The sequence below is a fragment of the Pectobacterium sp. IFB5596 genome (assembly GCF_021432585.1).
GTDB classification, from domain to species: domain Bacteria; phylum Pseudomonadota; class Gammaproteobacteria; order Enterobacterales; family Enterobacteriaceae; genus Pectobacterium; species Pectobacterium punjabense.
The window spans coordinates 1-13,558 of the sequence record NZ_LXFY01000034.1; the positions used below are offsets into that span (position 1 = coordinate 1).

Annotated in this window: 13 protein-coding genes and 1 tRNA gene; 3 read left to right on the forward strand and 11 right to left on the reverse strand. The window is 48.3% G+C overall.

Translation table 11 applies throughout. From position 1 onward, the window contains the following. Positions 1-760: 760 nt before the first annotated feature. The 6 genes from A6301_RS21590 to rlmE form a co-directional block, all read right to left on the reverse strand. Positions 761-847, reverse strand: a tRNA-Leu gene (locus tag A6301_RS21590). A gap of 24 nt (positions 848-871) precedes the next feature. After that, positions 872-1,204, reverse strand: coding sequence for a preprotein translocase subunit SecG (gene secG / locus A6301_RS21595; RefSeq protein WP_107170106.1), 333 nt, complete (start codon positions 1,202-1,204; stop codon positions 872-874). A gap of 247 nt (positions 1,205-1,451) precedes the next feature. Continuing rightward, the gene (glmM, locus tag A6301_RS21600; protein WP_107170107.1) at positions 1,452-2,789 is read right to left on the reverse strand and encodes a phosphoglucosamine mutase; all 1,338 of its coding nucleotides are present in this window, start codon (positions 2,787-2,789) and stop codon (positions 1,452-1,454) included. Between the two features lie 7 nt (positions 2,790-2,796). Next, positions 2,797-3,630: a dihydropteroate synthase gene (folP, locus tag A6301_RS21605; protein WP_107170108.1), complete on the reverse strand. Its 834-nt coding sequence runs from the start codon at positions 3,628-3,630 to the stop codon at positions 2,797-2,799. 117 nt (positions 3,631-3,747) lie between these two features. After that, positions 3,748-5,700 carry an ATP-dependent zinc metalloprotease FtsH gene (ftsH, locus tag A6301_RS21610; protein ID WP_234258711.1) on the reverse strand — a complete coding sequence of 651 codons (1,953 nt, stop codon included), beginning with the start codon at positions 5,698-5,700 and terminating at the stop codon, positions 3,748-3,750. A gap of 56 nt (positions 5,701-5,756) precedes the next feature. After that, positions 5,757-6,386 carry a 23S rRNA (uridine(2552)-2'-O)-methyltransferase RlmE gene (rlmE, locus tag A6301_RS21615; RefSeq protein WP_107170110.1) on the reverse strand — a complete coding sequence of 210 codons (630 nt, stop codon included), beginning with the start codon at positions 6,384-6,386 and terminating at the stop codon, positions 5,757-5,759. 143 nt (positions 6,387-6,529) lie between these two features. On the opposite strand from rlmE, the gene yhbY reads away from it, so the two are divergent. Next, positions 6,530-6,823, forward strand: coding sequence for a ribosome assembly RNA-binding protein YhbY (gene yhbY, locus A6301_RS21620; protein WP_107170111.1), 294 nt, complete (start codon positions 6,530-6,532; stop codon positions 6,821-6,823). Positions 6,824-6,951: 128 nt separating this feature from the next. Here the strand turns inward: yhbY and greA are convergent, their stop codons facing one another. Continuing rightward, positions 6,952-7,431 carry a transcription elongation factor GreA gene (greA, locus tag A6301_RS21625; RefSeq protein ID WP_005971506.1) on the reverse strand — a complete coding sequence of 160 codons (480 nt, stop codon included), beginning with the start codon at positions 7,429-7,431 and terminating at the stop codon, positions 6,952-6,954. Between the two features lie 268 nt (positions 7,432-7,699). Between greA and dacB the strand changes: the two genes are divergently transcribed. Beyond that, positions 7,700-9,133 carry a serine-type D-Ala-D-Ala carboxypeptidase gene (gene dacB / locus A6301_RS21630; RefSeq protein WP_205540995.1) on the forward strand — a complete coding sequence of 478 codons (1,434 nt, stop codon included), beginning with the start codon at positions 7,700-7,702 and terminating at the stop codon, positions 9,131-9,133. 70 nt (positions 9,134-9,203) lie between these two features. On the opposite strand, the gene cgtA is transcribed toward dacB, so the two are convergent. The 4 genes from cgtA to rplU form a co-directional block, all read right to left on the reverse strand. Beyond that, the gene (gene cgtA, locus A6301_RS21635; RefSeq protein WP_215483491.1) at positions 9,204-10,376 is read right to left on the reverse strand and encodes an Obg family GTPase CgtA; all 1,173 of its coding nucleotides are present in this window, start codon (positions 10,374-10,376) and stop codon (positions 9,204-9,206) included. A 260-nt stretch (positions 10,377-10,636) separates the two neighbouring features. After that, entirely contained in the window at positions 10,637-11,599 is a 963-nt protein-coding gene (locus A6301_RS21640; RefSeq protein ID WP_107170114.1) for a DMT family transporter, read from the reverse strand. An 89-nt stretch (positions 11,600-11,688) separates the two neighbouring features. Next, positions 11,689-11,946, reverse strand: coding sequence for a 50S ribosomal protein L27 (rpmA, locus tag A6301_RS21645; RefSeq protein WP_005971498.1), 258 nt, complete (start codon positions 11,944-11,946; stop codon positions 11,689-11,691). A gap of 19 nt (positions 11,947-11,965) precedes the next feature. Beyond that, positions 11,966-12,277: a 50S ribosomal protein L21 gene (rplU, locus tag A6301_RS21650; protein ID WP_010283026.1), complete on the reverse strand. Its 312-nt coding sequence runs from the start codon at positions 12,275-12,277 to the stop codon at positions 11,966-11,968. 256 nt (positions 12,278-12,533) lie between these two features. Here rplU and ispB point away from each other — a divergent pair, with 256 nt between their 5' ends. Continuing rightward, on the forward strand, positions 12,534-13,505 hold the full coding sequence (ispB, locus tag A6301_RS21655; protein WP_234258712.1) for an octaprenyl diphosphate synthase: 972 nt from the start codon (positions 12,534-12,536) through the stop codon (positions 13,503-13,505). The last annotated feature ends 53 nt before the right edge of the window (positions 13,506-13,558 follow it).

A 13,558-nucleotide genomic window follows, 5' to 3' on the forward strand; every position in this document is an offset into this window, starting at 1 on the left:
AAAAAATTAATTAACAATTTCATTTACTTACAACAAAATCACGACAGGGAATTTTTATTTTTAGACATAAAAAGGATAAAGCATACATGCAGAAATAATTATTTAAGATAAATAGTGGATGATATAAATTAAAAAAATCAGTTAAACTTTAACAAAGTATATTTTTAAAACCATGAAATCCAGCATATAACATTATATAAAAACAGCTCACAAACTCACTCTCACCCAACTATTAAATACTAAAAAAGGTATTTCCTGCACGTTTTTATATTTATCGCATGATAAATAGGGTGGTTAATCTAACGAACTTACTCATCTTGTAACCCTTCACGGTAAAAATTATTCCCCGAGGAAAAACACACCCAAAGTAACAGAGAATAGAGCCTCAATAACATCACAGAGTAGCAAGAAGTCCCATTTCACTAAAAGATCACGCCAAGAACGCCTCACCTAATAGACAATAGACCAAGCCCAACCGACACAGGAATGATGGGCGTAGCCACACTGGTTCCCTAAAAAACTACAAGCATAGATAAATCCAACCCATTGAATCTTTAACCGACTACCAGCCCTCTATAACACGGAGAAAATAAGATATAAGACAGTGGAGTTATATTATTGGGGAGGGATAGGAAACGCGCCTCAAGCCTTTATCGACTTACTAGACGGTAACCCTTAGCAGGTCAATGGCGCATCTGTAAGGTTAATGCGAGAAATTAAAGACAAAAAAATAGACGCTGTTAGCGTCTATTTTTTATGTTGGTACCGAGGACGGGACTTGAACCCGTAAGCCCAATCGGGCACTACCACCTCAAGGTAGCGTGTCTACCAATTCCACCACCACGGCATCACAATTACTGCTTCAAAACGCTTACTTCGGAATGTCACTCGCCGGCGTTGAAGGTGCAACAGGCGTTGTCGTCTGTTCCACTTTTTCTGGCTGGCTTAGGTTATCCCATGCACCACCTCTTTTCTGCAGCGAACTTAAGTTGCCCAGAATGAGACTGATAATGAAGAACAGGGTCGCCAGTATCGCAGTCATGCGGGTCATGAAATTACCAGAGCCGCTCGAACCGAACAAAGTGGCAGAAGCACCTGCTCCGAACGAGGCCCCCATATCAGCACCTTTACCCTGTTGAAGCATGATCAAGACAACAAGCCCGATCGATACTAACAGGAAAATCACTAATAGAGCTTCGTACATAGTCGTACCCGTTAACCTTTTCCCCATGATTCATGGAGATGCTATATTCTGGCGGCAAACCGCGTGTCATTCCGCTAAACAGGGTGTAGGACATCCCTTATGAAGCGGGTCTGAATACTAACCAAAGGATGTAACCTACGCAAGGGTAATTTAGCTACTACAGCTTGATTGCAGAAAAAAACAGCGGCTTTCGACACAAAGCACATATCGAAAGCCTTATCTACCTGATTGGTGAATCAAAAAAACCTCAGCTGACGGCTTTCACCGCATCAGCAATACGATTAGCCAGCGCAATTACCGTCTCTTCGTGTTCACCCTCAACCATGACGCGAATCAGTGGCTCAGTACCAGATTTACGCAACAGTACTCGTCCGCGTCCGGCCAATTCTTTTTCTACATCCTGCGTAATCTGCTGCACATTGCTATCTTCCAGCGGATCATTTTCGCCAGTAAACCGTACATTAACCAAGATCTGTGGAAACAGCTTCATGCCACTGCATAGGTCATGCAGGCTCATATGATTTTTCACTATCGCGGTAAGTACTTGCAAACCAGCGATCACTCCGTCTCCCGTCGTGGTTTTATCCAATAGGATTACATGACCGGAATTTTCCGCACCGATACGCCATCCTTTTGCCTGCATCATTTCTAACACATAGCGGTCACCCACCTTGGCACGAGCAAACGGGATACCCAGTTGCTTTAACGCAACCTCAAGCCCCATATTACTCATCAGAGTGCCTACCGCACCGCCACGTAGTTGCCCTTGACGCAGGCCTTCACGAGCGATGATATACAGGATTTGATCGCCATCGACCTTGTTGCCCAAATGATCGACCATGATGAGCCGATCGCCATCGCCGTCAAAGGCCAGCCCAACATCCGCTTTTTCAGCCAGTACACGTGCCTGTAGCTGCCTCACGTCCGTTGCGCCACACTCTTCATTGATATTCATCCCATCCGGCTCACAGCCAATCGCGATGACTTTAGCACCAAGCTCACGCAATACGCTGGGGGCGATATGATAGGTAGCGCCATTGGCGCAATCGACGACAATTTTTAAACCATTGAGACTCAGTTCGCTCGGGAACGTCCCCTTACAAAACTCGATGTAACGCCCAGCAGCGTCAACAATCCTGCTGGCTTTGCCTAACTCTGCGGACTCAACACACGTCAGTGGTTTTTCCAGTTCAGCTTCTATCGCTTCTTCTACGTCATCTGGCAGCTTGGTGCCGTCAATTGAGAAGAATTTAATGCCGTTGTCATAATACGGGTTGTGAGAAGCAGAAATAACGATACCCGCTTCTGCACGGAATGTGCGGGTGAGATAAGCAACCGCAGGCGTCGGCATCGGGCCAGTAAAAGAAGCGGACAGCCCCGCGGCTGCGAGCCCAGCTTCTAGTGCGGATTCGAGCATATAGCCAGAGATACGAGTATCTTTGCCGATAATAATTTTACGCGAACCATGCCGCGCGAGTACTTTCCCAGCAGCCCAGCCCAATTTAAGTACAAAGTCAGGTGTAATAGGCGTATCGCCGACCTTGCCACGTATACCATCGGTACCAAAATATTTGCGGTTACTCATCTTGTTTTTATTCCTTGGCAGAAAGGGTGGCTTCAACAATGCGCATGGCATCAGCCGTTTCTTTAACATCGTGGACGCGAATAATCTGTGCTCCTTGCATTGCCGCAATGACTGCGCAGGCGACGCTACCATGAACACGCTGTGCTGGCGGCACATTAAGGAGTTGTCCAATCATGGATTTCCTCGACATGCCAACTAGCAGAGGCAGCTCAAAGCGGTGTAACTCGCTCAAACGAGCCAGGAGCGCGTAATTATGAGCAAGATTCTTACCGAATCCAAACCCAGGGTCCAGTAATAGCTTACTTTTCGGAATGTTGGCATTCACGCAGCGTTCAATCTGCTGTTGAAAAAAATTTCCGATATCCTGTAGTAAGTCATCATAATGCGGTTTGTGCTGCATGGTTCTCGGCATACCCTGCATGTGCATCAGACACACTGGCAAACCTGTTGCTGCTGCTGCTTCCAGAGCACCGGGCTCTTGCAAAGCACGAATATCATTAATCAGATGCGCGCCTGCCAGTGCCGACGCCGTCATCACCTCGGGTTTTGAAGTATCGACCGAGATCCATACGTCAAAACGTCTAGCAATGGCTTCAACCACGGGCACCACACGTTCCAGCTCTTCTTCTGTGCTGACCTCATCCGCCCCAGGGCGCGTTGATTCACCGCCAATATCGATCAGGGTCGCGCCAGCGGTAACCATCTCCTGAACGTGCAGTAACGCCGCATCAAGCTTATTGTGTTTGCCACCATCGGAAAAAGAATCTGGCGTGACGTTAAGAATGCCCATGATGTGTGGGCAGGAAAGATCCAGCGTTGAGTCTCTGGCAACCAGTTGCATGATTTACCTCCGCATTCTGGTGTAGTTAGCGTGTAATGTGATTCAAGAGCATTCCCAGTAAAAAACCCCAGCATAGGCTGGGGTTTCGTAACGTTACAGATGTCTATCACGGGCAAATTATTTGTCGTCCGCTTGCTCAGACATCGTATTACCAGGATTGCTGCCTGAATTAGGAGTATGCGGCTCATCCACTGGCGTAGGGGCTTTCGGTGTGCCGCCACCATTGCCTGAATCGTTATCGGAGCGAGAAGCCTCCCAACCTGCTGGCGGGCGTACGTCTTTCTTACGTCCCATCAGATCGTCGATCTGGGGCGCATCAATGGTTTCATACTTCATCAACGCATCTTTCATTGAGTGAAGGATATCCATATTTGCCATCAGCAGTTCACGAGCACGCACATAGTTACGCTCAACCAGAGATTTGACTTCCTGATCGATGATACGCGCCGTTTCATCTGACATATGCTTGGCTTTTGCGACGGAACGACCGAGGAATACTTCACCCTCTTCTTCCGCATAGAGCAATGGACCGAGTTTTTCAGAGAAGCCCCACTGCGTCACCATGTTACGAGCAATTGACGTCGCAACTTTAATGTCATTGGACGCACCGGTCGAAACATGTTCCACGCCGTAAATAATTTCTTCAGCCAATCGACCACCGTACAGCGTAGAGATCTGGCTTTCGAGCTTCTGACGGCTGGCGCTAATCGCATCACCTTCAGGCAGGAAGAACGTCACACCCAGTGCACGACCACGTGGAATGATCGTCACTTTGTGTACCGGATCGTGCTCTGGTACCAGACGACCAATAATTGCATGCCCAGCTTCATGGTACGCCGTCGACTCTTTCTGCTTTTCAGTCATTACCATGGAACGACGCTCTGCGCCCATCATGATTTTGTCTTTCGCTTTCTCGAACTCGACCATCGAAACAACACGTTTGTTGCCACGAGCGGAGAACAATGCGGCTTCGTTAACCAGGTTAGCCAAATCCGCACCAGAGAAACCTGGCGTTCCACGCGCGATAACAGACGCATCGATATCTGGAGACAGCGGTACGCGACGCATATGAACTTTCAGAATCTGTTCACGACCGCGAACGTCTGGCAACCCAACCACAACCTGGCGATCAAAACGACCTGGGCGCAGCAAGGCAGGGTCCAGAACATCGGGACGGTTCGTCGCGGCGATGACAATAATGCCTTCGTTGCCTTCAAAGCCATCCATCTCAACCAGCATTTGGTTCAGCGTCTGCTCACGTTCATCGTGGCCACCGCCCAAACCAGCACCACGCTGGCGACCAACGGCATCAATTTCATCGATAAAAATGATACAAGGTGCGGCTTTCTTCGCTTGTTCGAACATGTCACGAACACGAGATGCCCCGACACCCACAAACATTTCAACGAAGTCAGAACCAGAAATCGTAAAGAAAGGTACTTTCGCTTCGCCAGCAATCGCTTTCGCTAGCAGCGTTTTACCCGTTCCCGGTGGGCCGACCATCAGAATACCCTTCGGAATTTTACCGCCCAATTTCTGGAAACGGCTAGGTTCGCGCAGGTAGTCGACCAGCTCGCTAACCTCTTCCTTCGCTTCGTCGCAACCGGCTACATCAGCAAACGTCGTCTTGATCTGATCTTCAGTCAACATACGTGCTTTGCTCTTGCCGAAGGACATGGCACCTTTACCACCGCCGCCTTGCATTTGACGCATGAAGAAGATCCAAACGCCAATCAGTAACAGCATCGGGAACCAGGAAATAAAAATAGATGCCAACAGGCTCTGTTCTTCCGGTGGCTCACCAACGACTTTCACATTCTTCGTTAGCAGGTTATCCAGTAGCTTGGGGTCATTGACAGGAATGTAGGTCGTGTATCTGTTGCTGTCTTTTTTGATAACACTGATCTCACGCCCATTAATACGTGCTTCACGGACCTGATCCTGATTCACTTCAGTCAAGAAGGTTGAATAATCCACCCTACGGCCATTCGACTCGCTGGGCCCAAAGCTCTGGAAAACAGACATCAGCACAACTGCGATGACTAACCAGAGAATTAGGTTTTTCGCCATGTCACTCAAGGGATTAACCTCATATTACAACTGTGTTAAAAAACAGCGTTAGGGTACTACAGTTTGCGCCCTGTCGCTACAATATACACTTCACGAGACCGGGCACGTGAGGCGTCTGGTTTACGAATTTTCACCTTCGTAAACAGGGAGCGAATTTCCCGCAGGTATTCATCAAAGCCTTCTCCCTGAAACACTTTCACCAGGAAACTTCCGCCTGGGGCTAATACATCTCGACACATACCAAGAGCTAATTCAACCAGATACATCGACTTCGGAATATCAACGGCTGGTGTACCACTCATGTTAGGGGCCATGTCAGACATCACCACCTGAACTTTGCTATCGCCAACTCTTTCGAGCAAAGCTTTGAGGACCTGTTCATCACGAAAGTCCCCTTGCAGGAAATCGACGCCAACAATCGGGTCCATCGGTAAAATATCACACGCGATGATTCGACCATTTCCACCAATTTGCGTGACCACATATTGCGACCAGCCTCCCGGTGCAGCGCCTAAATCTACAACCGTCATGCCAGGTTTAAACAGTTTGTCGCCCTGCTGTATTTCGTCAAGTTTAAACCAAGCACGTGAGCGCAGCCCTTTTTTCTGGGCCTGCTGCACATATTTATCGCTAAAGTGTTCCTGCAACCAGCGACTGGAACTTGCAGAACGCTTTTTATTCGCCATCGATTTTCCAACTATTCTCAGTAACACGCTCGTGGTGGGGAGAAACTTCTCACATATTACCAATCAGAACAGTCAAATTGGTTATAATCATGAGATGGCGGTAGAATGACCCGTTTTCAATCCCAACCTAAGTAAAAAAGACAATGAACCTAAGTAATAAACAAAAACAACACCTGAAAGGCTTGGCCCATCCGTTAAAACCGGTTGTCATGCTAGGCAATAACGGTCTCACCGAAGGTGTTCTGGCTGAGATCGAACAAGCATTATCGCATCACGAACTGATCAAGATAAAAGTAGCGACAGAAGATCGCGAAACCAAGGCCTTGATTGTTGAAGCGATTGTTCGCGAAACAGGCGCCGCTAACGTTCAAGTTATTGGCCATACGCTGGTACTCTACCGTCCTGCGAAAGAACGTAAAATTGTGTTACCACGATAACACTTTTTATTTCAGGATACTCGGTTTTAACGGAAAGGTGCCATGCCTCTCGGTTAGAGAAAAGGCCGCAAGCGGCCTTTTTCTTTTCTTTACAATTTTTGCTGTTTTAATCAACAATATGGCAAAATTTATAAATATTCGACCTTCAGAACTTCGTATTCCACATCGCCGCCCGGCGTACGAATGACCACAACGTCATCTTGTTCTTTGCCGATCAGACCACGCGCGATGGGAGAGTTAACAGAAATCAGATTTTGCTTAAAATCCGCTTCGTCATCGCCAACAATCCGGTAGGTTTGCTCTTCATCGTTATCCAGATTCATCACCGTCACAGTTGCACCAAAAATAACACGCCCGTTGTTTGCGGCCATTTTCGTGACATCGATAACCTGTGCGTTAGACAGTTTGGCTTCAATATCTTGAATACGCCCTTCACAAAAGCCCTGTTGCTCACGTGCAGCATGATATTCTGCATTTTCTTTCAGATCGCCATGCTCACGCGCTTCAGCAATCGCCGCAATAATTTCAGGCCGGCGCACAGATTTCAGGTGATCAAGCTCTTCGCGCAATTTTTCAGCACCGCGCAACGTCATCGGAAATTGTTTCATAATGTCTATACCTCTAAAAAAGTCTGTAAGACTCAAATAATCGTCATCCTGACGCGCTAAAAATCAAAGGCGACGGAGTCTCTGCAACGTGCCAGTCCTCACTGGACATAAAACAAAAGCAACCAGCCCCGGAACAAAATTTCCAGGCTAGCAGCGGTTTTGCATTTTGATACGTATTTTACCCCAGAGTTCAATGAGGGTCATCGTTTACTTTAGACCTTATTGCGCCGTAGTATGACCACACGTTACCCCGTTCTTAGCTGAGATTATGCGTTTTTCATCGATTGTTACCGGACTTGCCTGCGCTTTTGTTCTGCATGCCAATGCAGCTTCTGTTGAGGATCATCGTCAATATCTGCCAGATGGCGCCAATTTGGCGTTATTGGTGCAGAAAGTTGGCGCAACAACACCCAGCATGGCCTTCAATAGCCAACAAATGGCGCTTCCCGCCAGTACACAAAAGGTGATAACCGCATTAGCTGCATTACTACAATTGGGTCCAGATTATCGATTCATCACCTCGATGGAAAGCCATGGCTCTGTCACCAGCGGAATTCTGAACGGCAACCTTATCGTACGGTTTGGCGGTGACCCAACCCTGAAACGCCAGCAGATACGGAATATGGTGCAGGAATTAAGGAAACGAGGAATACGGGAAATCGCAGGTGATGTGCTGATCGATACCTCCGTTTTTGCTAGCCACGATAAAGCACCAGGCTGGCCTTGGAACGACATGACACAGTGTTTCAGCGCCCCGCCGGGGGCTGCTATTGTCGATCGTAACTGTTTTTCCGTTTCGCTCTACAGTGCGCCTAAAGCGGGTGATAACGCATTCATCCGCGTTGCATCCTATTATCCAGTGCAAATGTTCAGCGAGGTGCGCACGCTGGCGAAAGGCGCTTCCGATGCGCAATACTGCGAACTAGATGTGGTTCCTGGAGAATTAAATCGCTTTACGCTCACAGGCTGTTTGACTCAGCGTACAGAGCCCCTTCCACTGGCATTCGCTATTCAGGATGGGGCCAGCTATGCCGGCGCGATCGTTAAAGATGAATTACAGCAGGCAGATATCCGCATTAAAGGCAGCCTGCGCCGACAGACACAGCCAAGTGCAGCGGGAAGCGTGCTTGCCCAGACGCAATCAGCGCCACTGCATGATCTTCTCACTATCATGCTAAAAAAATCCGACAACATGATTGCCGACACGGTCTTTCGCACCATTGGGCATGAACGTTTTAGTGTACCGGGAACGTGGCGTGCAGGTGCAGATGCTGTGCGCCAGATTCTGCGTCAGAAAGCAGGTGTGGATTTAGGAAATAGTATTGTTGTTGACGGTTCGGGCCTGTCACGACACAACCTGATTTCACCGGAAACGATGATGCAAGTATTACAGTACATCGCGCAGCACGATAATGAGCTGAATTATATCACGATGCTTCCGCTTTCCGGCTATGACGGTACGTTACGTTATCGTGGCGGCCTGCATGAAGCGGGCGTTGATGGCAAGGTTTCGGCTAAAACAGGAGCCTTGCAGGGCGTATACAATCTGGCTGGTTTCATTACCACCGCGAGCGGCCAGCGTATGGCATTCGTTCAGTTCTTGTCAGGCTATGCCGTTCCGCCAGAAGACCAGCGCGCACGTCGCGTCCCTCTGGTGAGATTTGAAAGCCGCCTCTACAAAGACATTTATCAGAGCAACTAACATAAGAATACGGCCTTATCCTGTCAGGATAAGGCCGCGATAGACGAGAATCGACTAACAGAAGGAGGGATTACTTTTGATAGATAATCTCAACACCTTCATCATCCTCATCGTCCCAGTCATCATCCCACTCTTCTTCGGCTTCTTTTTCTACTTCAGCCAGTTGTTCACGGTGATAGTCATCCCACATGAACTCAACTTTTTCCGGCGCACTTTCGGCAATCGCCGTTATTTTCGGGTTGGCTTTCAGGAAGCTCATCACATCCCAGCAAAGTGGAGTCACGCCTTCACGGTTTGCCGCAGAAATCAGATAGTATTTGTCATCCCAACCAAGCGCGGCCGCAATCTCTTTGGCACGTTGTTCTGCTTCAGCCTTGTCGATCAAGTCAACCTTATTGAAAACCAGCCAACGCGGTTTTTCTGCCAAACCAGCGCCATACTGCTCTAACTCGTTGATAATGATTTTGGCATTTTCAACCGGATCTGATTCATCGATCGGCGCCAGATCAACCAAATGCAGCAGTACACGGCAACGTTCAAGGTGCTTCAGGAAACGAATCCCCAGCCCGGCGCCGTCGGATGCCCCTTCGATCAACCCAGGAATATCTGCCACAACAAAACTCTGCTCGCTATCCATACGAACCACACCCAAGCTAGGTACCAGCGTGGTAAACGGATAGTCGGCCACTTTCGGCTTCGCCGCTGATACAGCACGGATAAAGGTCGATTTACCTGCGTTAGGTAAGCCAAGCATACCCACGTCAGCTAACAACAGCAGCTCCAACGTCAGTTCACGTTCTTCGCCTTTCGTGCCGCTGGTCTTCTGACGGGGAGCACGGTTGACGGACGATTTAAAACGCGTGTTACCTAAACCGTGCCAGCCACCTTTCGCCACCATCAAACTCTGCTGATGGCGCGTCATATCACCTAGCACCTCGCCAGTACCCTGATCCAGAACACGGGTACCAACAGGGACTTTAATTGTAATATCTTTACCGCGTTTACCGGTACAGTCGCGGCTTTGTCCATTTTGCCCCCGCTCAGCGCGGAAGGATTTTTCAAAACGATAGTCGATCAGCGTGTTCAGGTTTTCGTCTGCCAGCAGATAAACGTCACCGCCATCACCGCCGTCACCACCATCCGGGCCACCGTTAGGAATATATTTTTCACGGCGAAAGCTAACACAACCGTTACCGCCATCGCCCGCCACAACGAGAATTGTGGCCTCATCTACAAACTTCATTGATTCTCTCCGCAAAAAACCAATAGAGAATATCTACGTGTTTTAGGCTTGTTATTGGTTCTCTTTGGCGTAACTTTTTGATTTTACGGTAGGTAGTATATTTTTACCCACCATTAAAAAACTGACGCACCAGAACGCATTCCAGCAAAGGAGCAGGATTGTACCTGCCTGCTCCAATAATTTCATCTGTATTAAAAATAAACAGTGCATGCTGTATGTCAAAAAACGCCTGTAACCCACCGCAATACACCTTATTTAATCTACTTTTGCGCCATCAATGGTGGCACGGGTTCCTTTTTTCCAGGAAGAAAACGATGCCCGATAGCGGAAAACATAGCGCCAGCAACCACGACAAAGGCTCCTACATAACCAACCCAATTCAGCACCGGCGCAGCAAAAAAAGTCGGCCACCCTAACGCCAGTAGATCGGAAAACAACAGCGTAAACAGCGGTGTTAACGTAATGACCGCGCTAACCTGCGACGCCTGCCAGCGAGCCATCGCCTCCGCAAGCGCGCCATACCCAATTAATGTATTCGCACCGCAGAATAACAGGCAGATAAGTTGCCACCCACTAAGTTGAAAAATAACATCGGGCTTGGCAAAAGGCGTAATAAAGACAACACATAGAACATATAGCAGAAACAGAATTTGCTGCGATGTCAGACGCCGTAGCAGGACTTTCTGCGCTACACCATAGGATACCCATACTGCCGAGGCGCAAACGCCCAACAATACGCCCAGCGTGTAGTCCGTTAACCGAGTAAAAATCTCAATCAGACTGGTATTAAAGAAAAGAATTAGGCCACAGATCAGCATGATCGCGCCAATGATCTGCGTGCCACGCATCTTTTCCTTCAGGATGAGTACGCTGGCGAACATCATTCCAACCGGGGAAAGCTGTCCAATGACCTGAGACGCCGTCGGGCTCAGATATTGTAGGGATGAGCTAAAGAAAACAAAATTGCCTAACAGTCCCGCCGTAGCAATCAGCAGCAGAACCCACCAACGCCGATGACGGAAAACCCGCATTGGGGGTAACTTCTTACGGGATGACAAAATAATGCCAAGCCCAATCGATGCGATAAGAAAGCGATACCAAACAATTGTATAAGGTTCCATCACCACCAGAACCTGTTTCATAGCTATCGGCAACGCTCCCCAACAAACAGCCGTGGTAAGCGCCAGACAAAGACCGATACCCATCTGCTGTTTAGTATTCATACTTATCCAGGTGGTTTACTCAGAATCAGAATGTAAAAAGCCCCGCAAAGAATTGCGGGGCTTAAATCCGTAAGACCTAACGCGAAAAATTATTCAGCAACGATGCTGATAAATTTACGGTTTTTTGGGCCTTTAACTTCAAACTGAACTTTACCATCAGTCAAAGCAAACAGAGTATGATCTTTCCCGCAACCAACGTTAGTTCCTGCGTGGAATTTGGTACCACGTTGACGAACGATGATGTTGCCAGCCAGTACACTTTCGCCGCCAAAACGTTTTACGCCCAGACGTTGTGCGTTAGAGTCACGACCGTTACGGGTTGAACCGCCAGCTTTCTTGTGTGCCATTTAATCCGCTCTCCTAATCTTAAGCGCTGATGCCGGTAATTTTCACGTCAGTGAACCACTGACGGTGGCCTGCTTGCTTACGGTAGTGTTTACGGCGACGGAACTTAACGATCTTCACTTTTTCGCCACGACCGTGAGCAACAACTTCAGCTTTGATTTTACCGCCATCGACGAAAGGAACGCCGATTTTGATTTCTTCACCATTAGCAACCATCAGAACTTGGTCAAACTCAACGGCTTCACCAGTTGCGATGTCCAGCTTTTCCAAGCGAACGGTTTGTCCTTCGCTTACTCGGTGTTGTTTACCACCACTTTGGAAAACTGCGTACATATAAAACTCCGCTTTCCGCGCACCCGTTAATAGGTTTCAGAGCGCGCTATAAATATTCATAATAGGGCGCGAATTCTACGCAAAAATACTGAGGATGACAAGTGCATAATCAACGGATGTGAAGAAAAAGAATACAACGTATGAACTGCCGTTTATCTCTCTCATTTTTCAAGTACAATCTGCTTAATAAGTTCCATCTTGCCGATATGCAACAGCAATCTTACGGCAGTGTTGAAGACATACGTTGGCATAAACCATGAATCTAGAACAAATTACAACATTAACCGCGCAGGATATGGCGGCTGTTAACAAAGTCATTCTTGAACAACTGAATTCCGACGTCGTTTTGATCAACCAGCTTGGGCATTACATCATCAGCGGTGGTGGAAAACGGATACGTCCGATGATCGCGGTGCTTGCAGCCAGAGCCCTTGCCTATGACGGGAATAAACATGTCACTGTCGCCGCACTGATCGAATTTATTCATACCGCAACGCTGCTGCATGATGACGTGGTAGACGAATCCGACATGCGCCGGGGTAAAGCAACGGCCAATGCTGCCTTTGGCAACGCGGCAAGCGTGCTGGTTGGAGATTTTATCTATACCCGCGCCTTCCAGATGATGACCAGCCTTGAATCGTTACGTGTGCTGGCGCTGATGTCAGAAGCGGTAAACGTGATTGCCGAAGGGGAAGTCTTGCAGTTAATGAATTGCAACGACCCGGATATCACAGAAGAGAGTTACATGCGCGTCATTTACAGCAAAACGGCACGTTTATTTGAAGCCGCAGCGCAGTCATCCTCTATCCTTGCAGGCGCGACGCCAGAGCAAGAAAAAGCACTTCAGGACTACGGTCGCTATCTAGGCACTGCATTCCAATTAATTGACGATTTGCTAGATTACAGTGCAGACGGCAAAACGCTAGGCAAAAACACAGGCGATGACCTTAATGAAGGCAAACCAACGCTGCCGCTGCTGCACGCCATGCGTAATGGTAATGCAGAACAGAGCTCGCTGATTCGCACTGCGATTGAAGAAGGAAACGGGCGCCATCTGCTGGAACCGGTTCTGGCTGCAATGCAGCAATGCGGTTCACTCGATTATACACGCCAGCGTGCAGAAGAAGAGGCGGATAAGGCGATCAGTGCGCTACAGTTACTACCAGACACGCCATACCGTGTGGCACTTGAAGGACTTGCCCACTTAGCCGTACAGCGCGATTTCTAACGTGGTGTTAGATTTTTCCTGGCAAAAATATTGATTCAGTCTAAGTAGCGCTG